24 protein-coding genes and 1 tRNA gene are annotated in these 24,312 nt (G+C 64.0%); 7 read left to right on the top strand and 18 right to left on the bottom strand.

What is annotated here, in order from left to right; genetic code table 11:
• Positions 1 to 287 precede the first annotated feature (287 nt).
• The 4 genes from clpX to ML401_RS15315 all read right to left on the bottom strand — a co-directional run bounded on the left by clpX (position 288) and on the right by ML401_RS15315 (position 4,553).
• Complete coding sequence (gene clpX, locus ML401_RS15330; RefSeq protein WP_018320118.1) at positions 288 to 1,559, bottom strand: ATP-dependent Clp protease ATP-binding subunit ClpX; 1,272 nt, start codon at positions 1,557 to 1,559, stop codon at positions 288 to 290.
• 456 nt (positions 1,560 to 2,015) lie between these two features.
• The gene (locus ML401_RS15325) at positions 2,016 to 2,651 is read right to left on the bottom strand and encodes an ATP-dependent Clp protease proteolytic subunit (protein WP_063194797.1); all 636 of its coding nucleotides are present in this window, start codon (positions 2,649 to 2,651) and stop codon (positions 2,016 to 2,018) included.
• A gap of 280 nt (positions 2,652 to 2,931) precedes the next feature.
• Positions 2,932 to 4,293, bottom strand: a complete 1,362-nt coding sequence (tig, locus tag ML401_RS15320; protein ID WP_285812372.1) for a trigger factor — start codon at positions 4,291 to 4,293, stop codon at positions 2,932 to 2,934.
• Positions 4,294 to 4,468: 175 nt separating this feature from the next.
• A tRNA-Leu gene (locus ML401_RS15315) sits at positions 4,469 to 4,553 on the bottom strand.
• 154 nt (positions 4,554 to 4,707) lie between these two features.
• Between ML401_RS15315 and ML401_RS15310 the strand changes: the two genes are divergently transcribed.
• Positions 4,708 to 6,024 carry a multicopper oxidase domain-containing protein gene (locus ML401_RS15310; protein WP_259206877.1) on the top strand — a complete coding sequence of 439 codons (1,317 nt, stop codon included), beginning with the start codon at positions 4,708 to 4,710 and terminating at the stop codon, positions 6,022 to 6,024.
• A 4-nt stretch (positions 6,025 to 6,028) separates the two neighbouring features.
• Here the strand turns inward: ML401_RS15310 and ML401_RS15305 are convergent, their stop codons facing one another.
• Positions 6,029 to 7,528, bottom strand: coding sequence for an NAD(P)H-hydrate dehydratase (locus ML401_RS15305; protein ID WP_285812371.1), 1,500 nt, complete (start codon positions 7,526 to 7,528; stop codon positions 6,029 to 6,031).
• A gap of 380 nt (positions 7,529 to 7,908) precedes the next feature.
• On the opposite strand from ML401_RS15305, the gene ML401_RS15300 reads away from it, so the two are divergent.
• Both ML401_RS15300 and glnA read left to right on the top strand, forming a co-directional pair.
• Positions 7,909 to 8,247 (top strand): P-II family nitrogen regulator, encoded by a 339-nt coding sequence (locus ML401_RS15300; RefSeq protein ID WP_007603495.1) that lies wholly within the window; start codon positions 7,909 to 7,911, stop codon positions 8,245 to 8,247.
• A 151-nt stretch (positions 8,248 to 8,398) separates the two neighbouring features.
• Entirely contained in the window at positions 8,399 to 9,808 is a 1,410-nt protein-coding gene (glnA, locus tag ML401_RS15295) for a type I glutamate--ammonia ligase (protein WP_100179304.1), read from the top strand.
• A gap of 136 nt (positions 9,809 to 9,944) precedes the next feature.
• On the opposite strand, the gene ML401_RS15290 is transcribed toward glnA, so the two are convergent.
• Positions 9,945 to 11,084, bottom strand: a complete 1,140-nt coding sequence (locus ML401_RS15290; RefSeq protein WP_285812370.1) for an asparaginase — start codon at positions 11,082 to 11,084, stop codon at positions 9,945 to 9,947.
• Positions 11,085 to 11,237: 153 nt separating this feature from the next.
• Positions 11,238 to 11,501 (bottom strand): tautomerase family protein, encoded by a 264-nt coding sequence (locus ML401_RS15285; RefSeq protein ID WP_063194804.1) that lies wholly within the window; start codon positions 11,499 to 11,501, stop codon positions 11,238 to 11,240.
• A gap of 151 nt (positions 11,502 to 11,652) precedes the next feature.
• Here ML401_RS15285 and ML401_RS15280 point away from each other — a divergent pair, with 151 nt between their 5' ends.
• Both ML401_RS15280 and ML401_RS15275 read left to right on the top strand, forming a co-directional pair.
• The gene (locus tag ML401_RS15280; protein ID WP_285812369.1) at positions 11,653 to 11,979 is read left to right on the top strand and encodes a hypothetical protein; all 327 of its coding nucleotides are present in this window, start codon (positions 11,653 to 11,655) and stop codon (positions 11,977 to 11,979) included.
• Positions 11,871 to 12,629, top strand: coding sequence for a GlxA family transcriptional regulator (locus ML401_RS15275; RefSeq protein ID WP_285812685.1), 759 nt, complete (start codon positions 11,871 to 11,873; stop codon positions 12,627 to 12,629). The genes ML401_RS15280 and ML401_RS15275 overlap by 109 nt, the downstream gene beginning before the upstream one ends.
• 190 nt (positions 12,630 to 12,819) lie before the next feature.
• On the opposite strand, the gene ML401_RS15270 is transcribed toward ML401_RS15275, so the two are convergent.
• Positions 12,820 to 13,437, bottom strand: a complete 618-nt coding sequence (locus tag ML401_RS15270) for a hypothetical protein (protein ID WP_376717361.1) — start codon at positions 13,435 to 13,437, stop codon at positions 12,820 to 12,822.
• Between the two features lie 200 nt (positions 13,438 to 13,637).
• Between ML401_RS15270 and ML401_RS15265 the strand changes: the two genes are divergently transcribed.
• Positions 13,638 to 14,441 (top strand): adenylate/guanylate cyclase domain-containing protein, encoded by an 804-nt coding sequence (locus tag ML401_RS15265; protein WP_211416779.1) that lies wholly within the window; start codon positions 13,638 to 13,640, stop codon positions 14,439 to 14,441.
• Positions 14,442 to 14,465: 24 nt separating this feature from the next.
• Here ML401_RS15265 and ML401_RS15260 read toward each other — a convergent pair whose 3' ends face one another.
• The 7 genes from ML401_RS15260 to ML401_RS15230 all read right to left on the bottom strand — a co-directional run bounded on the left by ML401_RS15260 (position 14,466) and on the right by ML401_RS15230 (position 21,045).
• A complete protein-coding gene (locus tag ML401_RS15260) occupies positions 14,466 to 16,070 on the bottom strand; it encodes a TRAP transporter large permease subunit (protein WP_285812368.1) in 1,605 nt (534 codons plus the stop codon).
• Entirely contained in the window at positions 16,067 to 16,606 is a 540-nt protein-coding gene (locus tag ML401_RS15255) for a TRAP transporter small permease subunit (protein ID WP_211416777.1), read from the bottom strand. The genes ML401_RS15260 and ML401_RS15255 overlap by 4 nt, the downstream gene beginning before the upstream one ends.
• A gap of 334 nt (positions 16,607 to 16,940) precedes the next feature.
• Positions 16,941 to 17,177, bottom strand: coding sequence for a hypothetical protein (locus ML401_RS15250; RefSeq protein WP_211416776.1), 237 nt, complete (start codon positions 17,175 to 17,177; stop codon positions 16,941 to 16,943).
• A gap of 182 nt (positions 17,178 to 17,359) precedes the next feature.
• On the bottom strand, positions 17,360 to 18,382 hold the full coding sequence (locus tag ML401_RS15245; protein WP_285812367.1) for a DUF1254 domain-containing protein: 1,023 nt from the start codon (positions 18,380 to 18,382) through the stop codon (positions 17,360 to 17,362).
• Complete coding sequence (gene bla / locus ML401_RS15240; RefSeq protein WP_285812366.1) at positions 18,379 to 19,338, bottom strand: subclass B3 metallo-beta-lactamase; 960 nt, start codon at positions 19,336 to 19,338, stop codon at positions 18,379 to 18,381. Before bla ends, ML401_RS15245 begins: the two co-directional genes overlap by 4 nt.
• Before the next feature lie 141 nt (positions 19,339 to 19,479).
• A complete protein-coding gene (locus tag ML401_RS15235; RefSeq protein ID WP_194407818.1) occupies positions 19,480 to 20,253 on the bottom strand; it encodes a gamma-glutamyl-gamma-aminobutyrate hydrolase family protein in 774 nt (257 codons plus the stop codon).
• 90 nt (positions 20,254 to 20,343) lie between these two features.
• Positions 20,344 to 21,045, bottom strand: a complete 702-nt coding sequence (locus tag ML401_RS15230; RefSeq protein ID WP_285812365.1) for a hypothetical protein — start codon at positions 21,043 to 21,045, stop codon at positions 20,344 to 20,346.
• A gap of 136 nt (positions 21,046 to 21,181) precedes the next feature.
• Between ML401_RS15230 and ML401_RS15225 the strand changes: the two genes are divergently transcribed.
• The gene (locus ML401_RS15225) at positions 21,182 to 22,333 is read left to right on the top strand and encodes an AI-2E family transporter (protein WP_285812364.1); all 1,152 of its coding nucleotides are present in this window, start codon (positions 21,182 to 21,184) and stop codon (positions 22,331 to 22,333) included.
• Between the two features lie 3 nt (positions 22,334 to 22,336).
• Here the strand turns inward: ML401_RS15225 and ML401_RS15220 are convergent, their stop codons facing one another.
• The 3 genes from ML401_RS15220 to ML401_RS15210 form a co-directional block, all read right to left on the bottom strand.
• Positions 22,337 to 22,633 carry an antibiotic biosynthesis monooxygenase gene (locus tag ML401_RS15220; protein ID WP_025036647.1) on the bottom strand — a complete coding sequence of 99 codons (297 nt, stop codon included), beginning with the start codon at positions 22,631 to 22,633 and terminating at the stop codon, positions 22,337 to 22,339.
• A 102-nt stretch (positions 22,634 to 22,735) separates the two neighbouring features.
• Positions 22,736 to 22,975, bottom strand: coding sequence for a hypothetical protein (locus ML401_RS15215; protein WP_285812363.1), 240 nt, complete (start codon positions 22,973 to 22,975; stop codon positions 22,736 to 22,738).
• Between the two features lie 63 nt (positions 22,976 to 23,038).
• Complete coding sequence (locus tag ML401_RS15210) at positions 23,039 to 24,259, bottom strand: GGDEF domain-containing protein (protein WP_285812362.1); 1,221 nt, start codon at positions 24,257 to 24,259, stop codon at positions 23,039 to 23,041.
• Positions 24,260 to 24,312 lie beyond the last annotated feature (53 nt).

The raw sequence follows: 24,312 nt of genomic DNA, 5'->3' as shown, positions 1-24,312 counted from the left end.
CGCTCCGCTCACGCGCAACCGCCACAAGGTGCCGAGGTGATCCGCAAGACCGATCGGTCCCTTTCGAGTTGGACCGGCTCGCCGGATCGGAACTGAGGCGAATCTGGAAGAGAATTTTTGCTCGCCGCCGACATTAGGTGGCTATCGACCCGGGGGGTGTCAAGTCATTGAAAGACGCGCGCCATCAGGCGCTTACGCAACGCGGTAAGCGACGCAACACCGGCTGCGGAGATATGATTCCGCAGCCCAATTTGCAGGTACGATTGGAGCGTTCCAGCGCCGCCGGATCAGGCGCTGGCGTTCTCGACGGCGCGATCGGACCGATCGGCGTAGATGTAGAGCGGACGCGCCGTTCCTTCCACGACTTCGCGGGAAATCACGACTTCTTCCACACCTTCCAGGCCCGGCAGGTCGAACATGGTCTCGAGCAGGATGGCTTCGAGGATCGAGCGCAGTCCGCGCGCACCGGTCTTGCGCTCGATCGCCTTGCGGGCGACCGCGCCAAGCGCCTCGTCGGCGAACGTCAGCTCGATGTTCTCCATCTCGAACAGCCGCTGGTACTGTTTCACCAGCGCGTTCTTCGGCTCGGTCAGGATCTTCTTCAGCGAGGTCTCGTCGAGGTCCTCCAGCGTCGCCACGACGGGCAGACGGCCGACGAACTCGGGGATGAGGCCGTACTTCAAGAGATCCTCAGGCTCGACGTGACGGAAGATCTCGCCGGTCCGGCGGTCTTCCGGCGCCATCACCTGGGCGGCGAAACCGATCGAGGTCGACCGTCCGCGCGCGGAGATGATCTTCTCGAGGCCGGCGAACGCACCGCCGCAGATGAACAGGATGTTGGTGGTATCCACCTGCAGGAATTCCTGCTGCGGATGCTTGCGGCCGCCCTGCGGCGGGACCGAAGCCACCGTGCCTTCCATGATCTTGAGCAGCGCCTGCTGCACGCCCTCACCCGACACGTCGCGCGTGATCGAGGGATTGTCGGACTTGCGGCTGATCTTGTCGATTTCGTCGATGTAGACGATGCCGCGCTGGGCCCGCTCGACATTGTAGTCGGCGGCCTGAAGCAGCTTCAGTATGATGTTCTCGACGTCCTCACCGACATATCCAGCCTCGGTCAGCGTCGTCGCATCCGCCATGGTGAAGGGCACGTCCAGGATGCGGGCGAGCGTCTGCGCGAGCAGCGTCTTGCCCGAGCCGGTCGGACCGATCAGCAGGATGTTCGACTTCGCGAGTTCGACGTCGTTGTGCTTGGTCTGGTGGTTGAGGCGCTTGTAGTGATTGTGCACCGCGACCGACAGGACCTTCTTCGCATGGCTCTGGCCGATGACGTAATCGTCCAGGACCTTGCAGATTTCCTTCGGCGTCGGAATGCCGTCGCGCGACTTGACCAGCGAGGACTTGTTCTCCTCGCGGATGATGTCCATGCAGAGCTCGACGCACTCGTCGCAGATGAAGACCGTGGGACCCGCGATCAGTTTGCGGACTTCGTGCTGGCTCTTGCCGCAGAACGAGCAATATAGCGTGTTCTTGGAGTCGCTCGTGCCGACCTTACTCATTCATGTCTCCGTCCGCGGTTCGATCCCGTTCCGCTCGATCGCTCCATTCCGACACGATGGCCGGCATGAAGCTTAAGTAGAGCAAATTCCGTACCAAAAAAGACCCTACGCATTACATCCCGTGCGAATCACGGTCGCTCGATTCTCCGCGATCATAGCCGATCATTCGTAGCCAACCATGCTGTCACCCGACTATCAAGAATTCGCTAATCGGGGGTCGTCGGCTACCCGTGACAATACCGTGATTTCCGGTCTTGGCACGGGCGAAGTGACCGAAATCACCGCGGCGTTGCTGGATTGCCACGAAAAACAAGCACGAAAGCGGAACTTTCTGCCTGTCGCAGGGCGCAAAACTGCGTTTTGCGATGCGCACACGCGTCCATAGCGTGAACGCCACCTGAAAGGTAACCGGCGGTCCCAGGGCTTGCCGAGGGATCGCCGTCCATCCCAGTAGTGTTACTGGGTCTTCGCGGCTGCCGGCTCCTCAGCGCGCTTGTCGATGACCTTGTCGACCAGGCCGAACTCCTTGGCGTCGTTCGCAGTCAGGAACTTGTCGCGCTCCAGCGCGTCCTCGATCGCCTTGTAGGTCTGGCCGGTGTGCTTGACGTAGATCTCGTTGAGCCGCTTCTTCAGGTTCAGGATTTCCTGGGCGTGCAGCATGATGTCGGTGGCCTGGCCTTGGAAGCCGCCGGAGGGCTGATGCACCATGATGCGCGCGTTCGGCAGCGAGAAGCGCATGTCTTTCTCGCCGGCGGCGAGCAGCAGCGAGCCCATCGAGGCGGCCTGCCCCGTGCACAGCGTCGAGACCGGCGGACGAATGAACTGCATGGTGTCGTAGATCGCAAGCCCCGACGTCACCACGCCACCCGGCGAGTTGATGTACATCGAGATTTCCTTCTTCGGATTTTCCGCCTCGAGGAACAAGAGCTGGGCGACGACCAGCGTCGACATACCATCCTCGACCGGCCCGGTCAGGAAGATGATGCGTTCCTTCAGGAGGCGCGAGAAGATGTCGTAGGCGCGCTCGCCACGGTTGGTCTGCTCGACGACCATGGGCACGAGGTTCATGTAGGTTTCAACCGGATCGCGCATGAGTCACCTAGGGTTTTCGGAGACGGACATCGCCGGGAAGGCTTGCCAGCTTGGCTGGATTTGCCGGAAGGGCGAGTGGACGTCGTGTGATGCAGGAACTTGGGTAGATGTAGAAGGCGTATCGACAGATATAGCCCAATTCGCTTCTGACAAGTGCGGAGCGCATTAAGGCTTAATCCGTCGGGCAGTTGAAGCTGATTCGCACAAAGAGGCCCAGCCGGCCATCTGGCTAGCTGGGCCTCTTCGCAGATCATTCTTAATGGATGGCTGACTCAACCCCTTAGGCTGCGGTCTTTTCCGCCTCGTCGTCCTTGTAGAGGTCCTCGCGGGAGACCTTCTTTTCGGTCACGTTGGCGAGTTCGAGGATGAAGTCGACGACCTTGTCCTCATAGATCGGTGCACGGAGCTGGGCCAACGCCTGGGCATTGCTGCGGTAATAGTCCCAGACCTCCTTCTCGCGGCCCGGCATCGAGCGCGCGCGCTCGATCACGGCGCGGCCGACCTCATCGTCGGTCACCGTGATCTTGTTCTTCTCGCCGATCTCGGACAGAACGAGGCCAAGCCGCACGCGGCGGTCGGCGATCTTGCGGTACTCTTCCTTGGCCTTGTCCTCGGTGGTGTCCTCGTCGGCGAAGGTCTTGCCGGCGGAATCCATCTCGGCCTTGACCGAGTTCCACATCAGATTGAACTCTTCATCGACCAGCGAGGGCGGTGCCTCGAAGCGATGCGCTTCGTCGAGGCTGTCGAGCAAGGCGCGCTTGACGCGCTGGCGCGTCGCACCGGCAAACTCGGCGACCAGACGCTCGCGCGCGGCTTCCTTCAGCTTGTCCAGCGATTCGAGGCCAAGCGTCTTGGCGAACTCGTCGTCGATCGCGAGGTCCTGCGGCGCCTCGATCAGCGTCGCGGTGGTCTCGAACTCGGCCGGCTGGCCGGCGAGCTTCTCGTTCATGTAGTTCTTCGGGAACGACACTTTCAGCGTGCGGGTCTCGCCCGCACCAATGCCGATCAGCTGCTCCTCGAAGCCGGGAATGAAGGTGTTGGAGCCGATGGCGACCTGGATGCCCTCGCCGGTGCCGCCCTCGAAGACCTCGCCGTTGATGCTGCCCTTGAAGTTGATGGTGACGCGGTCACCCGAGGCGGCCTTGGCGCCCTCGCCCTTGTCGGCAAAGGTGCGGTTGGTATCGGCGATGCGCTTGATGGCCTCGTCGACGTCGGCGTCGGTGACGTCGGCGACGGGCTTCTCGACCTCAAAGGTCTTGAAGTCGGCGAGCGCGATCGACGGCACGACCTCGATCGCGACCGTGTAGGTCAGGTCGGTCTTGCCGCTGAGGAGTTCCTCGACCTCGGCCTGCTCGCTCGGCATGGTGATCTTCGGCTCGGTCGCAAGGCGGAAGCCGCGCTCGGAGAACAGCTGCGTATTGGTGTCGCGGATGGTCTGGTCGATGGTCTCGGCCATCACCGAGCGGCCGTAGACCTTCTTCAGGTGAGCGACCGGCACCTTGCCGGGACGGAAGCCGTTGATACGGACCTTGTCCTTGAGGTCGACGAGCTTGGCGCCGGCCTTGGCGTCGAGATCAGACGCGGGAACGCTGATCTTGAACTCGTGCTTCAAACCTTCCGAGAGGGTCTCTGTGACCTGCATGGCGTCCAATCTTCTTCTCGTTCGGTCCCGGCGCGCATGCGTCGGGACTCTGTCATTAATCGATCCGGCGCAAGGCAAACGCCTCAACGCCGGTGCTTCAATCGGACCGGCTCCCAGCGGACAGACATCCGCGCGAAAGCAGGCCCTCGTAATCCGTGCAAACGCGATAAGCGCTTGGTGCGGGCGGAGGGACTCGAACCCCCACAACTTTCGTCACTGGAACCTAAATCCAGCGCGTCTACCAGTTCCGCCACGCCCGCGTGAAGTTGCATCAAGACCGGCCGCGATGCCGCGGGCGGCCGGGCTTATAGCATGTGCCTGACTGTTCGCAGCAAAAAAATGGCCTGATGGAGGCAGGCTTCAAGTAGGCACGGCGGCTGGACTTATCCAGCGCGGCGTGGTCCGGATTGCCTCATGAAACCGCGGATCTTTCACCCCGATCGGCGCGAGGTTCTGGCCGGACTCCTGGCCGGGCTTGGAGCGTCCGCAGCCGGTGCGATGGTGGGCGGAGCAACCCCGCCCGTGACCGCCCAGCTCGCCCTTCAAGCAAGGGCGTCCACCCTGGCTCTCAAACCAGGACAGCCGGCTACACCGATCTGGGAGCTGGCCGCCGCAAGCCATCTCCGGGACGTCCGTCTGAGGCGGGGCGACCGTTGCGAAGTGGTGTTTCAGAACGACCTTCCTGTGCCACTTGCGCCAGTCTGGTACGGCCTCAACGGCCCCGTGACGACCGACCCGCTGCGGGGGCGCGCGCCCGCGCCACCGAATGCGGTCGAAACGTCAATTATTTCAGTGTCTAACGCCGGAACCTTGCTGGCCGACTTCCGCCTGTTCGAGGATGGCCTGAAGCATCCCGCGCGCCCGCTTCCGGTCATCGCAGCCGAGACCAGCCCGGTTGCCGCCGATCGTGACGAAGTGCTTTTGATCGAGGAATGGCGCCTGAGGCCGGATGGCACCGCTGTGCCACCGGGCCAGGACCCGAAGGACGCGACACCGCTCTATACGGTCAACGGGCAGACTTCATTCGAACTCTCAGCCTCGGGCCATCAACGGCTGCGGCTGCGCTTTATCAACGGCTCTCAACGCACTGTTCTCGCTATCAAATTGGAAGGCTACGACGTCCGCGTGCTGGCCCTGGACGGACAGCCGGCCGAGCCGTTTTCGGCGCGCAATGGCGCCCTGGTGCTGGCGCCCGGCGCACGGGCCGACGCCGTCGTGGATGCGGCGGCATCAGCCCAGTTCCTGCTGCATGACGGCAAGGCGGCGCAACCGATCGGCAGCCTCAAGATCTCGGACCAGCTGGAGCGGCGCGTTCCGCTGGCGCCCCCGCAGCCGCTCCCGTCGAACGACCTTCCCGAGAGGCTCGACTTGAGAGGCGCCCTGCGGTTCGATGTCGCGCTCGGGGCCCCCGACGTCGGCTGGGCGCGGCCTGTGAATTTCTCCACGGCCTCCGCCCCCGCCTTCCGGGCCAGGACTGGCCGCACCGTCGTGCTCGCCCTGAAGAACCCCGCCCCCGTCACGACCGTCTTCCATTTGCACGGTCACCCCTTCCGGCTGCTCGACAAGCTCGACGACGGCTGGAAGCCCTATTGGCTCGACACGCTCGCGATCGAACCCGGCCAGACCCACCGCATCGCCTTCGCGGCGACCGCGCCCGGCCGCTGGCTTCTCGAATCCGTCGCCACCGACTGGGCCGCACCACGGCTGGTGCGGTGGTACGCGGTGGAGTGAGCGCTCAATACTCCACCCCCAGCGCGTCATAGATCCGCCGATGCACGGCTGGCAGCGTCTCGGTGAGGTCCTCCGCAATCAGTCCCGGCCCGGCTTCGCGTGCCGCCTCGCCGTGCATCCAGACGCCGATGCTGGCGGCTTCGAACGCCGGCACGCCCTGCGCGAGCAGGCCGGCAATGATGCCGCAGAGGACGTCGCCGGCGCCGGCGGTGGCGAGCCAGGGCGGCGCGTTGGCGGCGATGGTGGCGCGGCCATCGGGGGCGGCGACCGTGGTGTCCGGCCCCTTCAGGAGCACGACGGCGCCGGAACGCTCGGCGGCGGCGCGCACGCGCTCCAGCTTGGAACGGCCCGGAAATTTGTTGCTGAGATCGGAGAACAGGCGCGGAAACTCGCCTTCATGCGGAGTCAGCACCACCGCGTTGTCACCTGAGGACTTGATCGATTCGAACAGGCGCTCGGGGGTTGCGGCAAAGCTCGTCAGCGCATCGGCATCGAGCACCAGGTGGCGCTGCGCGCTCAGCGCGGTGTGGACGAGATCGCAAGTGCGCTCACCGATGCCCGCGCCGGGGCCGATGATGCAGGTGCCGTAGCGCTTGTCGCCGAGCAACTCGCCGAACTCGACCACGGTGTCGACGGGGCGAACCATCACCGCCGTCAGCGCAGCCGCGTTGATCGCGAGTGCATCGCGCGGGCTCGCCAACGTCACGAGGCCCGCCCCTGCCCGCAGCGCGCCGCGCGCGGCGAGCCGCGCCGCCCCGGTTGCCGCGGCATCGCCCGAGACCGCCAGCACGTGCCCTCGCGCGTATTTGTGGCCGTCGATGCGCGGTATCGGAAAGGCGGCGCCCCAGATCTCCGGATCGTTCTCGAAGGTCTGCGGCGCGATCTCGTCCAGCACCTGCGCATCGATGCCGATGTCGGCGACGCGCACGCGGCCGCAATGCATCCGGCCCGGCAGCAGCAAATGCGCCGGCTTCTTGCGAAAGAAGGTGACGGTCTCGGCGGCATTCACCGCCGCGCCCATCACGGCCGCGCTGGTGCCGTTGATGCCGCTCGGTAGGTCGATGGCGAGCACCACGGCGCCGTTGGCGTTGATCGCCTCGATCATCGCGCGCGCCTCTCCCTCGACGGGCCGGCTGAGGCCCGCGCCGAACAGCGCGTCGATGATCAGCGCAGGCTTTCCGATCGCCTGCGGATTGAACGGCAGCAGCGGGTGCTTCCAGCCGCGCGCGGCGGAGGCCGCATCGCCCTGGAGCTGCTCGCGCTCGCACATGGCGATCACCGAGACCTCCCGTCCCTGGGCGACGAGCTCGGCGGCTGCGACAAAACCGTCACCGCCATTGTTGCCGGAACCGGCCACGATCAGGATCGGCCCCTCCTCCACCAGCGCCTGGGCGGCCTCCGCGACCGCCTGGCCCGCGCTCAGCATCAGCTTGAAGCCGGGGGTGCCGGCCGCGATGGCGAGCTGGTCCGCCCGCTGCATTTCGGCGTTGGTCAGAACTTCCATGCCACTTCCCTAGTACAATCGCCTTTTCAACGGGCATCTTCCCCGCGCATCCGACACGGGGAACAAGGATCTGCACACATATTGAACCGTTTGCCTATTTCGTAGTCTTCGGTATTTTGTGCAGATCGGCGTCACCATTCAGAGATGCTCGTTAAAAGGCTGATAACGCTCCAATAATCAGGGCATTTGCAACTTGGCATAGACCCTGCTTTTGAGGAAGCCGCTTCGGTTTGTCGTGCTCACTGGCGTTTATCAGGTGTCGCCGGCCGTTGTTGCCGGACAGGTCAGGACTCCCGGCATAGCGAAGACAAGATCGTGCGTTAGAGAAGCGCATCCTGACGAAGACGTTGCTATTTGATCGAAAGGCCGGGAGGCGCGCAGTGAAGAAAATCGAAGCCATCATCAAGCCATTCAAGCTCGACGAGGTGAAGGAAGCGCTTCAGGAAGTCGGCCTTCAAGGCATCACCGTCACCGAAGCCAAGGGCTTTGGCCGGCAGAAGGGCCACGCCGAGCTCTACCGCGGCGCCGAATACATCGTCGACTTCCTGCCCAAGGTGAAGATCGAGATCGTGATCGGCGACGATCTGGTCGAGCGCGCCATCGACGCGATCCGCCGCGCCGCGCAGACCGGCCGCATCGGCGACGGTAAGATCTTCGTCTCCAACATCGAAGAGGCGATCCGCATCCGAACCGGCGAATCCGGGCTGGACGCTATCTGAGCCGGGTGCTATCCCGAATTTTGCGACACTCCGACTAGAATGAAGGCTGCTTCGGCGGCCTGATTTCGTTTGTGCGGTCGCGCAAAACTCGCCCGAGCGAGAATAATTTTGCTCATCTGGAAACCGACCCGCAGAGCCAAAAGGGGTATGCATGAAGACCGCCAAAGACGTCCTGAAATCGATCAAGGACAACGACGTCAAGTACGTCGACCTGCGCTTCACCGATCCGCGCGGCAAGTGGCAGCATGTGACGTTCGACGTCAGCATGATCGATGAAGACATCTTCGCCGAAGGAACGATGTTCGACGGCTCCTCGATCGCCGGCTGGAAGGCGATCAACGAGTCCGACATGTGCCTGATGCCCGATCCGGTCACCGCGACGATCGACCCGTTCTTCGCCGAGACCACGATGGTCATCACCTGCGACGTGCTCGAGCCGACCACCGGCGAGCCCTACAACCGCGACCCCCGCGGCATCGCCAAGAAGGCGGAAGCCATGGTGAAGTCGATGGGCGTGGGCGACAGCGTGTTCGTCGGCCCCGAGGCCGAGTTCTTCGTGTTCGACGACGTGCGCTATTCGGCCGAGCCCTACAAGACCGGTTTCCGTCTCGACTCCTCGGAGCTGCCCACCAACTCCGACACCGAATATGAAGGCGGCAATCTCGGCCACCGCATCCGCACCAAGGGCGGCTACTTCCCCGTTCCCCCGCAGGATTCGGTGCAGGACATGCGCTCCGAAATGCTCGGCGCCATGGCCAAGATGGGCGTCAAGGTCGAGAAGCACCACCACGAGGTCGCCTCCGCCCAGCACGAGCTCGGCATGAAGTTCGACACGCTGACGCTGATGGCCGACCACATGCAGATCTACAAATACTGCATCCACCAGGTCGCGCACATCTACGGCAAGACCGCCACCTTCATGCCGAAGCCGATCTTCGGCGACAACGGCTCGGGCATGCACGTGCACCAGTCGATCTGGAAGGACGGCAAGCCGGTGTTCGCCGGCAACAAATACGCCGACCTGTCGGAGACCTGCCTGCACTACATCGGCGGCATCATCAAGCACGCCAAGGCGATCAACGCCTTCACCAACCCGTCGACCAACTCCTACAAGCGTCTGGTCCCGGGCTACGAGGCCCCCGTGCTGCTCGCCTACTCCGCGCGCAACCGCTCGGCCTCCTGCCGCATTCCCTACACCGCTTCGCCGAAGGCCAAGCGTGTCGAGGTGCGCTTCCCCGATCCGATGGCCAATCCCTATCTCGGCTTCGCCGCGATGCTGATGGCCGGCCTCGACGGCATCAAGAACAAGATCGATCCGGGTCCGGCGATGGACAAGGACCTCTACGACCTGCCGAAGGAAGAGCTGAAGCAGATCCCGACCGTTTGCGGCTCGCTCCGCGAGGCGCTTGAGAACCTCGACAAGGACCGCGGCTTCCTCAAGGCCGGCGGCGTGTTCGACGACGACTTCATCGACGCCTATATCGAGCTGAAGATGACCGAAGTCGCCCGCTTCGAAATGACCCCGCACCCGGTCGAGTTCGAGATGTATTATTCGGGCTAAGCGGCCCGGACTTTCTGCGACAAGCAAAAGGCGCTCTGAAAGGAGCGCCTTTTCGTTTGGGCCCTCTTCTGTCTTTTCGGATGCGAGCGATGGTGGGTTACGCCTTCGGCCAACCCACCCTACGCGTTACGTCCCCTCACCACGTCGCCGTGAACGCCTTCTGCAGCTCGGCCGGCGCGGTGACGCCGCCCGCGATCAGCAATTGAGTGAGTACGCGGGCCTTCTGCGGATTGAGGTCCTCGGACACCACAAAACCGTTCTTGTCGTCGTCGACCTCGACATTCCTCGTGACGAAGCCGGAACGAACCCGCGTGGAGCGAACCACGATGATGCCCTTCTTCGCCGCCGCCTCGAGCGCATCGAGCGCCGGCTTCGAGGTGTTGCCGTCGCCGACACCGGCCAGCACGATGCCCTTGGCGCCGTGCGCAATGGCGTCCTCGATCGGGACGGCGTCCATATTGGCGTGCGAGTAGACAATCGCGACGCGCGGCAATTGCTCGCCCGCCGGCAGCGGATAGGTCGCGCGCCTGAGGCTCGCGGCCTGGGTCATGAACCGGATGCCGCCGGCGGTGTCGACATAGCCGACAGGGCCGTCATTGGCGGAGCTGAACGTCTCGATGCTGGTGGTGTTGGTCTTGGTGACCGAGCGCGCGCCCTGGATCTTGTCGTTCAGCACGGCCATGACGCCGCGCCCGCGCGAGCGCGGATCGGCGGCGACCTGCACGGCTTCGTAGAGATTGCCGGGGCCATCGGCGCTGACTGCCGTGGCCGGCCGCATCGAGCCGACGATCACCACCGGCTTGTCGCCGCGCACCACATTGTCGAGGAAGAACGCGGTCTCCTCCAGCGTGTCGGTGCCATGGGTGATGACGACGCCGTCCGCTTCGTTCTTGTCGAAAGCATCCTGGATGCGGCGGGCCAGCGCAAACCAGACCTTGTCGTTCATGTCCTGGGACCCGATCGACGAGATCTGCTCGGCGTTGAGCTTCGCCAGCTTGTCCAAGCCCGGCACCGATTGCATCAGCTGCTCGCCCGTGATCTGGCCGGATTTGTAGGCGCCGGTCGCGCGCGCGTCGGCCTGGCCTGCGATGGTGCCGCCCGTCGCAAGCACGAGAATGCGCGGCAGGCCGCCAGCCGGAGCATCCTTGCCGGGCTCGGCGGCGTGCGCTGCCGCGCCGATGCAGCCGGACCAGAGCGCGAAGGCCAGCAGTGGAATGGCAAGTCCCGATATCCGGCCAGGCCGGTGAGGGGCTGATGTGACGGCGTCGCTGATCATCGAAAATCCTCCTGCTGTCCCCGGCAGGCTATTCGAAACCGCGCAATGGGGCCGAAGATGGGCGGCACACGTAGGGCGGGTAAGGTCCTTGCCAGACATCATCTCGCCGGTCGTGTCGAGATGCGCCCCGCTCCGCCCTACCCGCCCAGGCAATTACGGCTTCGGCCGCGCAAGCCGAAGTCCGTCCGCGCCGATCGCACCGAACGTGCCGGCAATGATCTCGGCGGTCGGCTGCATGCCGCCGAGCGACCAGTGCGTGGGCTCCTGCTCCTCGATCCGGACCCAGACGTTACGGCGGAAGTCCGCACTGCCCTGCCCCTCGACCTCGACCAGGAGGTCGGTGACGCGTTCGAGCAGCTGTTTCTTCTGCGCGGCGTCCAGGATGCCGCGGACGGTGGAAATTGTGACGTAAGGCATGTCTTTCTCCAATCATGTCGTGTGACGACGACGGCAGAGTGACCCGGACGCGACCGCCAAGGCAGTGGCGGATAAGACAGAGATCGGGCAATTTCCGCCACATCGCCGCGCGCCGATCGGATAGGATCGAGGCGTCCCATTTGGAGGTCTCATGAAGCTTGCAATTCTGGCTGTGGAAGGCTGCATGCATTCGGCGATCGCCGGCGTCGCCGACATCCTGTTGCTCGCCAATCACGTCATGCAGCAGAGCGGCGCAAAACCCCGCTTCAGCTGGCAGACGCTCTCGCTCGACGGCAGACCGGTGCGCGCCGGCGGCGGCCAGATGATTGCGGTCGATGGCGCGACGGACAGCGCACGCGCTTCGATGCGATCCTCGTCCCTGGCAATCTCGTCGATCACGTCACGGCGGCGCGGCTGCAACCGCAATATGCCCGGGCCGGCGCCTGGCTCCGGCAGCAGCACGCCAACGGCCGGCTGATCGGCGCATTCTGCAGCGGCGTGTTCCTGCTGGCCGGCGCCGGCCTGCTCGACCACCGCCGCGCCACCATCACCTGGTGGCTGCAGGGCGAATTGCGGCAGCGTCATCCCAGCATCGACCTCGCCGCCGACGCCGTCATCACCGTGGCTGACCGCATCGTCTGCGCGGCCGGCCCGATGTCGTGGGTCGATCTCCTGCTCAAGCTGATCGCGATGGTCGAAGGCAAGGAGATCGCAAAACTATGCGCGGACTACGTGGTGATCGACACGGCCCAGCGCACCCAGTCGATCTTCATGCCGGTCGGCTATCTGCTCTCGCAGGACCCGCTGCTGACCAGGGCGGACCTCCTGGTTCGCCGCACCGGCAAGGCTCCGATGACCGTCAAGCGCCTTGCCGGCGCGCTCGGCCTCAGCGAGCGCACGCTGAACCGGAAGTTTCAGGAGCTCACGCACGAGCCGCCGCAAGCCTTCATCATGCGCCGCCGCGTCGAGCACGCGCGCACGCTGCTGGAGACGACGACGCAGCCGGTCAAGACCATCGCGCGCACGACGGGCTACGAGGACGAAAGCAGCTTTCGCAAGGCGTTCCGGAAATTGACCCTGATGTCACCACAGGCCTATCGCGCGCGGCGAATGGAGCGGACGGCGTAGGACAGATCTTGCGAGTCGGATCCGTCAGCTTTCGTTCTGCATCCGACTCCACTTCGTTCTCAAAGAACAAATCAGAGCCGCAAAAATCAGGCCCTACCAATTCCTACCGATTGGTTTACGCCAAATGCACGGCGTTCGAGTCAAGACGGCGGATTACGCCTTCGGCTCATCCGCCCTACGCGCTCACATCCTACTTGTCCGGAAAATTCACGCCGATCTCGGTCACGACGGGGGCCCATTTCACCAGCGCCGCGTTGTCGGATGCTGCCTTCACGCCGTCGCCGGACAGCGACCTGGGCGCGCCACTCTTGCCGCCGAAGCGGATCGTCACCCGACAGCCGCCTTGCATCGGACGTCCAAGCGTGCCGCCCTTCCAGTCGGTGACGAAGCCGCCATAGTCCCATTCGAAACCGCTGATCAGGAACGGCTTGCCGTTGGCCTTCTGCACGTCGGCAAGGCTCGATCCGATCGTGACGCCCGCGACGGTCCAGAGACCGGTCTTGCCTGCGTCGCGCAAGGTCAGGCCGGAGGCGCGCCCGGCCTTGTCGTCGGTGAAGGCGATCTCGATGCGGCGGTCCCGCGCCTTCGGGAACAGCACGACGCCCTTGTAGGTCTCGCCTTCGGCGCCGGGCAGCTGCTGCACCACGGCGTCCTTGCCATAGCGCTGTTTCAGGCTCCGTTCGGTGTCGTCGGGTGCCACGGGCGTGACGCAGGTGATGGCGCTTTCCTGCGGCGGCGCGGTTTGGGCATGTACGGAACAGACGAGCAGAAAGGAGGTCGTGGCAATCAGGCTGCGTATCATCTGCATGCAATTCCGAACTTGAGAACCATGCGAGAAGGTAGCTACTCGGTCGGTTCGGTACAACTGCACATCATCGCAGCCCGCTGAGGCAATCGCAGATCGCGAGCAACTGAGCCACCGCGATGGCGCACAAGGCTCGTTGCCGGCTTGCCGCCCACGGACTAGGATGGACGAGACTAACTTCAGGCGATCGAACGAGAAGTTAGATGTCGGACCCCAGGGACGAACGAGATCGCAACGCGTTCTGGCAGCAGATGCTGGCCGGCGAGCACCCCTCGCTCCGCCGCGGCCGCGCGGTGATGCGCATGCTGTCGCCGACCGCGGACAACCGCTGCCGGCTCTGTTGCGTCGGTTTCGACGGCTTCACGGCGCCGGCCTTGCGGCTTGCCGGCTTTCGGCCGTGGCGGCGCAATCCGCACATCTGCGAGCAGTGCGAGACAGTGCTCGCCAAGGAGCGCGGCGGCGCCGAGATCGAGATCGCAATGCTCTATGCCGACGTACGCGGATCGACCGAGCTTGCTGCCCGCATCGGCCCAACGGAATTTGCCGCGCTGATGCAGCGTTTCTTCCGCGTGGCGACCCACGTGTTCGCGGCGACCGATGCCGTGGTCGACAAGATGGTCGGCGACGAGGTGATCGGAATTTTTCCACCCGGTATTTCGGGCAGCGACTACCGCCAGCTCGCGGTCAAGGCCGGGCTCGCGCTTCTGCGCGCGACCGGCCATGACGATCCCGCCGGCCCCTGGCTCTCCATCGGCGTTGGCGTACATACGGGCAGGACCTTTGTCGGCTCGATCGGTGTGGAGGACGGCAACTACCAGTTTGCCGCGCTCGGAGACCCCATGAATTTCTGCGCACGTCTGGTGGCAGCGGCAAAAGGCGGCGAGATGGTCATTAGCTCGGCGGTCTGGGGCGACGCATCGACCGGCATGGCGGCCGAGCGGCGCAGTCTGCGTCTCAAGGGTTATCCCGACCTTATCGACGCCTATGTCGTAAAGCTCGCGGGGTGATGCCTGTCTCCAGGCAGACTTTCCTCAAGTCTTGGGCTGGCCGAAGTCGAGCGGCGGCGGCAGCTCGATATCCGGAACCTCGATCTTGATCTTGTCCAGATCCACCTTCCTGGGAGCGTCCAACAGCCCGGTGACGGTGATCGGGAATGCGATGACGACCGCAACCATGACCGCCTGCAGGCCGATCCATGGCATCGCGCCCCAATAGATGTCCGAGCTCTTGACCTCCTTCGGCGCCACACCCCGCAGGTAGAACAGGGCAAAACCGAAGGGAGGATGCAGGAACGAGGTCTGCATGTTGACGCAGAGCATGACGCCGAACCAGATCAAGGCGGCGTCCGCGCCGACGACGGGCGTGAGCAGCTTCTGCGCGATCGGCGCAATCATCGGAATGATGATGAATGCGATCTCGAAGAAATCGAGGAAGAACGCGATGAAAAAAATGAAGAGGTTCATGAAGATCAGGAAGCCCCAGACGCCTCCCGGCAGCGATGTCAGCATGTGCTCCAGCCAGACACCGCCGTTGCAACCCAGAAAGACGATCGAGAAGCAGGTCGATCCGATCAGGATGAACGTCACCATGCAGGTGATGCGCATGGTGGTTTCGTAGCCCTGCTTGACCAGGATGCGCAGGTCCGGAATCCTGATCGCCTCGATGCAGACCCAGGCGACCGCGAGATAGGCGATCGCGAAGGCGATCTTGAACACCAGATTTGGCGTGAAATAGATGCCGATGATGGTGCCGACACCCGCGGCCGCGACGCCGATGAGCAATATCTTGTGTCCGGCCGAGCTGAAATCCTTGTGATGGACGACGGCGAGCACGATCGCGCCGACCGCGCCCATCGCGCCTGCCTCGGTGGGCGTGGCAAGGCCCAGCATCATGGTGCCGAGCACCACGAAGATCAGAACGGCGGAGGGAATGATGCCCAACAGGCATTTGCGCCAGAGCGCCCAGCCCGTGAGCGTCCTTGCTTCCTTCGGCACCGCCGGAACGTGGCTCGGCTTGATCACGCTCAGAGCAAAAGTGTAGCCCGCGAACAGCGCGATCTGGAGGATCGACGGACCCCAGGCGCCCAGATACATGTCGCCGACCGACTTCCCGAGCTGGTCCGCGAGCACGATCAGGACCAGCGAAGGGGGCACCAGCTGGGTGATGGTGCCGGACGCCGCGAGCACGCCGGTGATGTAGCGCATGTTGTAGCCGTAGCGGATCATCACCGGCATCGAGATCAGCGCCATCGCGATCACCTGCGCCGCCACGGTGCCCGTGATGGCACCGAGGATGAAGCCGACGATGATCACGGAATAACCGAGGCCGCCGCGAATGGGGCCGAACAACTGCCCCATCGAATCCAGCATATCCTCGGCGAGGCCGCATCGTTCGAGGATCGAGCCCATGAACGTGAAGAAGGGAATGGCCAGCAGCAACTCGTTGGCCAGAACGCTGCCGTAGATGCGCTCCGGGATCGCCTGCAGGAAGCTGAACCCGAAAAACCCTTCGTGGATCGCGAGAAATCCGAAGGAAAGGCCGAGAGCGGCCAGCGTGAAGGCGACCGGATATCCGATCAGCATGGCCACGACCAGGCCGCCGAACATCAGCGGCGGCATCATCTCAATCGTGATCATTGGGTCGGCCGCTCATATTTCGCATCGATGGTGACTTCGCCGCGCAAGGCCGCCATGCGTTTGATGACTTCCGAGACGCCTTGCAACGCCACCATGAAAAATCCCGACGTCAGAACGAACTTGATCGGCCACCGGAGGAGACCGCCGGCATTATTGGACATTTCGCCGATGATGATTGAGTTGTAGAACATCGACCACGAGAGGTAGCTGAGGAGCAGACAGGCCGGGACGAGGAAAACCAAAGTCCCGATCAAGTCGAGCCAGAGTTGGCCGCGTTCGGACAGCATGAGGTAGAGGATTTCGACGCGGACATGCTCGTTGCGCTTGAAGGTGTAGGACGAGCCGAACATCACGACGACGGCGAACATATACCACTGCGTCTCGAGCCAGCCGTTGGAGCTGTAGCTGAAGGCATACCGGATCATCGCATTGGCAGCGCTGACCACGCAGGCCGCGAGAACCAGAATGTTGCAGACGTTGCCGACCTTTTCGTTCAGCCAGTCGATAGCCGTACTTATCGCCAACAATGGGCGCATCGATGCCTTGTCCCCGCTCGCTGAGCACCACCTCCCAAGCGAGCAAGACCATGGCGCTGCTGCTGCAACCTTCCACTTCTGCGCGGGAGCTAGCTGACCCCTCCTGATGCTTCCGCCCGTTCTTGTTGTCGGTTTTTGGCAAGACACCTTAAGGTCTTACCCGCCGCGTGAAGCGGGCCCACATTTACCGTGAGGCAATTCCGGGTCAACAGAAAAATCGGCGGTTTGCCGCAAAAAGGTCCGAGAGAAGGTCGCAGTGCTTAATGCGCGTCGACGTGAAATGGCTGCCGGCAAGGTGGTGCCCGGAGGCCCTGCCCCGACCGCGCAGGCGCGCCTAATCCTCGACGTCGTACTGCTTGCAGAGGTGGTCGCCGATCTGGACGAGCATGGCGACGGATTCAGGGTAGCCCGGCCGATCCGAGGTGGCCTTGTCTGCGCTGGCTCGAAACTCCCAAGAACGACCGTCGCGGAGAACGGAAATGATCATGCCATCGGGACAGTCGGCATGGACCTTCAGCTCGGCCTTCGCCATGGCGATCAGTTCGCTTTCAGTCTTCACAGGCCTGCTCATGAACTAACTTTTGTCTTGAGATGGAGACTTTAGTTGTGTCGGCCAACCGATCGTCCCAGTCTGTCCGATAAAGTGGATCCCGGCATTGAGATAACGCAATTCGGGCCCCACTTCTACGAGTCGGCGAGGAGCGCGGTCCACCTCGGATTGCAAACGAAATTGCGCCAAGGCTGCGGGGTAAGCTACGATGCGCGCTCCGGCGGCGGTGGCTTCCAGCTTCCGTCGAGGATTTCCTGCCGCGGACGGTAGAGCCGTATCGTGTAATTCCAGCCTTTCATGATTGGAAGGCAGCTCGGCGTCGCCTTATCGCAGCCGCCGAACTGAATCACGACGGCGCCACTTGGATCGGGCGTTGCGGTGAGGTTGTTCAACGAATACGCGCCGAGCGCATTCTTCTGGAAGAAGCCTTTGTCGTTGTAGAGGCTGACCGACCAGAACCCGTCGACCGGCACGTTCTTCAGGGTCAGTCGATACACGCCCTTGCCGTCGTTTTGCGGCGGATAATAGCTCTGATAGTCGGCGGCTCTGCGCGGGTTGCCACCCCATCCGATCGCGGTGCCGATGAGATGATCGAACGGGTCGACCTCGTCCTTCCTGCCGAACCGGTCGACAACGCCGCCCAACGAGCCGAGCACTTCGAGAGCGCCGCGCGCCTTGTCCTGGGACGCCTTGTCCCAACGCGGCACCTCGAACTTTCCAGCGGACGCCTGCTCGACCTTGATGGCGTCCTGGATGACGTTCGCAGCCTTCACGTCCTGAGGGCTTTCAGAGTCCACGAGCGTGCGGACGATGACGTAGACGTAGCGCGTTCCCACCCTGTCCTTTGAATAGGCGAACGTGCCCGGACCGTAGACGACATCCGTCGTGTAATGATCCTCCGAGATCACCTGCATCGACATGAACCGCTTGCCGGCGTCCGGCAGCGTGATCGTGACCGGCGCGGCGTCGAGATCGAACACGCCGGATGAATAGAGCGTGTCGCGGTTCATGCGTACGACGTCCTGCTTGTCGATCGATGCCACCTCTCGACGGTGCCGGAGCTTGCCGAAGGCGCCGTCATCCATGGCAGCCTTACGGAAATAGAGATCGGTCTCGGCGCGAATGAAATTGTGCACATCGACCATCCGGGGCGCGTTGCCCGCGCTTTCGGCGGCGACGGCGGGGACTGCCAGCAGCAGCAGAGAAAGACAGGCCACGCGGCTCATTTACCGCCTCCCTTTGCAGCGCCCATTTCCTCGTCGACTTCGTCCTCGAAGGCCCGCTTCTTGCCGGCGATGAAGCGGCGATATCCCTCCGGATCGACCCAGGCTTTCACGCCGTCCGTTTTGGCGCGCTCCCGCTTGCCTTCGAGGTCGTAGTATTCGTTGTGCTGCGCCAGCCAGATGTCGGGCTTGAGCATTTCCAGGGCATGATGAGTCCGGCGATAATCGTCGGCAATGCCGGGATAGGATGGATTCTTCGCCAGTCGGTAACCGGGATTGAAGCCGGCGCCGTCCGGAAAGGCGACGATGAAAGGCTTCCCGTCGACCACGAGGTTGGCGATCCAGGTCGTCGCGCCCCTGGTATGGCCCGGCGTGTGGTAAGCGGTCAGCAGCACGTCGCCCATCTTGATGGTTTCACCATCGCGCAGGACGCGATCGACCTTTACGCCCGGATAGGTGAGATCATTGCCGTATTTGAAGTCGTCGGCATCGCCGCTCTCCATCGCCGCGACGTCGTCCTTCATGACGGCGAGTTCGGCCCCGAGCCGCTCCTTGAGCCAGGCGAAGGCGCCGGCATGATCCGCGTGAGCGTGGCCGTTGATCATGAGCTTGATGTCTTCCGGCTTGAAGCCGAGCTTGCGAACGGAGTCCAAGATCATGGGTCCCGACGAAGGCATTCCGGTATTCATCAGGATGTGGCCCTCGGCGGTCGTGAAGAGAAAGACGCCGAGGCCCTTGGTGCCGACGAAATGGATTGGACCGACGATGCTGACCGGTTCGGCCGGCTCCTCCCACCGCAGCGCCTTTATTGCCAGAGCGATGAAGAGATTGTTGTCGTTGGCGAGCTGCTCCTTGGTCGGAGCATTTGAAGGCAGGGTTTGCGCCACCGCCTGAGCCGCTGCGAGGTAAAGGACCGTAGCCGCGATTGGAATCGCGCCAACTCTGTTTGGAGAAACCATCGTCATCTCCCCGAGCGCAGACCTTTCGGTGCTTCGGAGCATAAGCGGAAATGCAGCGAATGGAAGGCCGGGCTGAAATCCGAAAGACGCAGCAGCGCAAGCGCGCTGCAGCGCGTCCGGGACGCACGAGCGCGAGATGCGTTACGCCGCCGCCTTCTGCCGCGCGAGCAGCGCTTCGCCGAACGCCTCGAACAGCTTGCGGTTGATCGGATTGTGCTGGGGATCGTATTCGGCGTGCCATTGCACGCCGAGCGCAAAGGTCGGGGCTTCCGCGATCCGGATCGCCTCGATGGTGCCGTCCTCGGCGATGCCCTCGATCAGCACGCGCTTGCCAGGCTCGAGGATGCCCTGCCCGTGCAGCGAATTGACCCTGATCTTCTCGCAGCCAAGCAGCCTCGCGAACGCCCCGCCGGGCGTCAGGTCGACGTCGTGGCGGTCGGCGAACACGACGGTCGGGTCGGGATGGATCTCGCCGTTCTCGAGCCTGGGCATGCGGTGGTTCATGCGGCCGGGAATTTCGCGGATCTCGGGATGCAGCGAGCCGCCGAAGGCGACGTTCATCTCCTGCAGGCCGCGGCAGATGCCGAACAGCGGAATGCCGCGGGCAACGCAGGCGACCGAGAGCGCCAGTGCCACCTCGTCGCGGTGGATGTCATAGGGCTCGTGCTTCTCGCAGGGGTCGACGTTGAAACGGGTCGGGTGCACGTTGGCCCGGGCGCCGGTGAGGATGATGCCGTCCACGGTGTCGAGCAGGGCCGCGATATCGGTGATATCGGGGGCTCCAGCGAACATCACCGGCAAGCCGCCGGAGACCTCGGCCACGGCGCGCAAATTGCGCTCGCCCACCATCTGGACCTGAAATCGATTTTCGACGCGATGGGAATTCCCGATCACGCCGACGACCGGCTTTCTCATCTGTCGTTCCGCGCCTCTCCGAAAGAAGATTCCCCAAACATGCCCCTCCGATGGAACAAATTCAACAGAAGGGATCGCGGGACGGCAATGCTATTTTCGCGTAAATGCCTCCCTGGCCTCGCCTCCCGCGGGCAGTCCGGCGGCCTTCAGGGCGGTTGCCGCGCCATCGCCGGGCGCGGCCAGCCAGGGCAGCTTGGCGTCGATGCCGCGCGTCACGGGCTCCCCGAGCGGCCCGCCGAAATCAATCGGCCAAAACCCGTTGGGCACGATCTCGGCGTTAAGACCACGGATCGCATAGCCCTCGCCCAGGACCGCCTTCGCATGGTCGCCGGCAACGAGACGCGCGGTCGTGGGATCGTTGGGATCGCCAAAACTCACGAGCACCGGAACGAGGTCGCCCTGCACCGGAACGATTCCGGTCTGCCGGTGGATATCGCTGAACGAGACGCGGTTGCCACGCGCGGCGCCGTAGGCACGCAGCGCGACATAGTTGATGTCGTCGAAATCCAGCCTGGCATCCTGCCGATGCGCCAGCAAGGCCACCAGATTTTTGCCTTTGCCGCCGAGATCGACGAACACCGCCTCCCCGCGCATCATGGTACGGCCACCGCGGTTATAGTTGCGGTCGGGCACGACGGCGAGAATGCCGGACCCGGTCTTGATCCCCTCAGGCGTCGTCACCTCGACCGTGAGGCGATATTTGTGGCCGGGCCGGTTGATCCGGATCTGGTCGCCGATCACGATCACGGCCAGAAGCCCGAGCAAACCCGCCCATTTGCTGATGAAGCTCAAACCGCCCCCATTGTTCTGCCCTCACCGCTCTGCACCGTCGGCGCGCCGCCGTCAAACCAGCGCGTTGACGCGGTCTTGATCGCAGCTGCGTTTATCGAGAGAGTGCGGCGCGCCTTGCGCTGAAAAGGATCCCGAAGTGACCATGTCCCAAGATGAACGCTCCCGGACCCGCGGCGACCTTGCTCGAGATCAGGCTTGGGCGATTTCGGTCGGGGGCATCGGGGTCGTGCTGTTCACCGCGCTGCTCGCCTTCACCTGGTATTTCGCCGCCACCCTGCTGCTGATCTTCACCGGCATGCTGCTCGGTCTCGGCCTCAACGCGCTGACGATCGCGCTCGGGCGCCGCGTGCCCCTGCCCCATGCGGTGCGGCTCGCGATCGTCTGCGTCGCGCTCGCTTTGATGCTCGCCGGCATCGCCTATCTCGGCGGCGCCACCATTGCCGAGCAGGCCTCGCTGCTGAGCAAGACCCTCAAGTCGCAGCTCGCCAATGTCAGGTCCTTCCTCGACAGCCACGGCATCGACACCAGCTTCTTCGATCTCGGCAACGGCGCAGCCGATTCCGCGACCACGGCGCCGGCGGAGACGACGCCCGCGCCGGCGACGCCCTCGCGCGGTGCCCTGCCCGGCGCGGGCGCGCTGGCCTCCAGCGGCGGTGCGATCGTGAGCCAGACCTTCAAGCTGCTGCTCGGCACCATCCACGGGGTCGGCAACATCTTCATCGTGCTGTTCCTGGGCTTCGCCTTCGCCGCCCAGCCCGCCGTCTATCACGACGGCCTCTTGTTCCTGGCGCCAGCCAGGCACCGCACCCGCGTCACCCTCATCATCGACCGCATCGCCGAGACGCTCGAGCGCTGGCTGATCGCGCAGATCATCGTCATGCTCGCGGTCGGCGTGGTGACCTGGATCGGGCTTGCCCTCATCGGCATTCCCGGCTCGTTCATCCTGGGAATTCAGGCCGGCCTGCTCGCCTTCATCCCGACCGTCGGGGCCATCATCGCCGGCGTCATCGTGGTGCTGGCGAGCCTCGCCTCGGGCTGGATCCCGGCGCTGTCGGCCTTTCTGCTGTTCATGGGCGTGCACGCCATGGAGAGCTATGTGCTGACACCGATCCTGCAGCGGCAGGCGCTGGACATCCCGCCGGCCACGCTGTTCGCGTTCCAGATCGTGCTCGGCGTCGTGTTCGGCATCTGGGGCCTGGCGCTGGCGCTGCCGCTGGTCGCCATCGCCAAGGTCATGATCGACCATTTCAAGACATATGAGGCGCCGCCGCTCGCCGAGGCGGCGTGATCCTCAAGTCGTCAGAACGGTCTCGGTGTGCTCCACCTCCGGGGGCGCGGCGAAATACTGGCCGACGAGGCCGCGCCATTCGGTGAAATTCTCCGAGCCGCGGAAATCGACGGTGTGGTTTTCCAGCGTCGCCCATTTCACCATCAACCTGTAGCGCTGCGGCTTCTCGATCGATTTGTGCAGTTCGAAGCCGTGAAACCCCTTGGAGCGGCCGAAGGCGGCCTTGGCCTTGGCGACGGCGGCCTCAAAGTCCTTCTCGCTGCCCGGCTTGACGTCGATTTGCGCGATCTCGGTGATCATCGGTTTCCACCCATTTTTGTTCGATGGGCGTGTCTAGCGCAGCCGGCGACAAAGAAAAAGGCGCCGAAACGGCGCCCTGGTCGGCTCAAAAACGCAGCTCTCTCAGACCAGCAGCAGGACCGCGCCCGCCACGATGAGGGCGCAACCGACGAACAGTGCGAGCGGCCAATAGCTGCGGCGGCTCTGCGCGTAGCGTCCCTGCGCGCGGCGCTCGGTGATCAGCGCGCTCTCATATTCATCCGCGGTCGAGAACAGGCAGGCGAAACCGCTGCGTGCCGAGGCCGCAGCGGCTTCGAGCGACATCATGGCGGCTTGCGGGTTCTGTCGACGGATCGATTCCATGGCCGCAATGGTAGGGATCGAATGGTAAACAGAGCATTACCGCGCGGGTGCCACCTCTGTGCCTCAGGCGGTGGCCGGCCGCGCCTGTGGCGCACCGGTCCGCGCGGCGCTCTGGCGGCGCCAGTTCTCCAGCGACAACGGCAGCTCCTCCGCCGCCTCGACCCGGTTACGGCCGCCGCGCTTGGCCTGGTAGAGCGCGGTGTCGGCCGAGGCCAACAGCACCTCGAGCTCAGTGCCGGCCGGCCCACCGGCGACGCCGATGCTGACCGTGGTGTCGACCGGACCTTCGTCGACCACGACGCCGGAGGTCTCGAACGCCTCGCGCACGCGCTCGGCGACCAGCACGCCCTCCTCCAGCGAGCACGGCAGGAGCGCTGCGAATTCCTCGCCGCCGATGCGGCCCGACAGGTCGGTGATGCGCAAATTGCTGACGACGACGGTCGAGAACAGTTTCAGCATCTCGTCGCCGGCGGGATGGCCGAAGCGATCGTTGATCGACTTGAAATGATCGATGTCGAAGATCATGACGGTCACGGGACGTCCGGCCTTGGCCTCGCGCTCGATGACGCGGCCGCAGGCTTCCGAGAAGCCGCGGCGGTTGAGCATGCCGGTCAGCGGATCGGTCGACGCGGCGGTCCGGTGCGCAGTCACCGTGCGCTCGGACACCAGCATGAAGATCACGAAGACGGTGCCGACGGCATAAAGGATGAGCTCGACCGCGAACACGGTGACCCAGATGCTCGAGGAGAAGCCCGCATCGTGCGGGCGCAGGAAGCTGCCGATCAGGATCGGCAGCATCAACACGCAGCCGTGCATCACCGGCACGACGAAGGCCGCCCAGCGGCGCTGCTGGCTCTTGCGCCGCTCGGTCCAGAGCTCGCTGGCGGTCAGGGCCGCATAGACCGAGACGATGCCGGCCCCGGCAATCATGCGCAGCATGGACGCCGCGGGATCGAGCAGCGTGACGGTGGCGACCCAGGCCAGCGCGCCGAGCACGAGGCCCGGCCAATTCGGCTTGCGGCCGTGAAAGACCCGCGCCGCATTCCACACCATGCCGCAGGCTACGAAGCCGACCGCATTTAACGCGAGATAAAGATGCGGGCCCAGCTTGTCGCCGGCCGCAGTCCATAACGCGACGGAGGCGGCACCGAGCAGATAGGCGGTGCCCCACCATTTCAGCGCGGGGCTGTTCTCCTGCTTGCCGAAAAACACCATCATGGCGCCGAGCAGTGCGGCGACCATGGTGGCGACCAAATAGAGCGTGATGCTATCGAGCGACATCATGTCGGCCCCCTCTAGAACATAGCAGTTACGCGATCGGCACATCCGATTTGCGC

Source organism: Bradyrhizobium sp. 62B (assembly GCF_030272265.2).
Lineage (GTDB): Bacteria > Pseudomonadota > Alphaproteobacteria > Rhizobiales > Xanthobacteraceae > Bradyrhizobium.
Note: the sequence above shows the minus strand (reverse complement) of the source record. Positions and strands in the feature narration are given on the sequence as shown.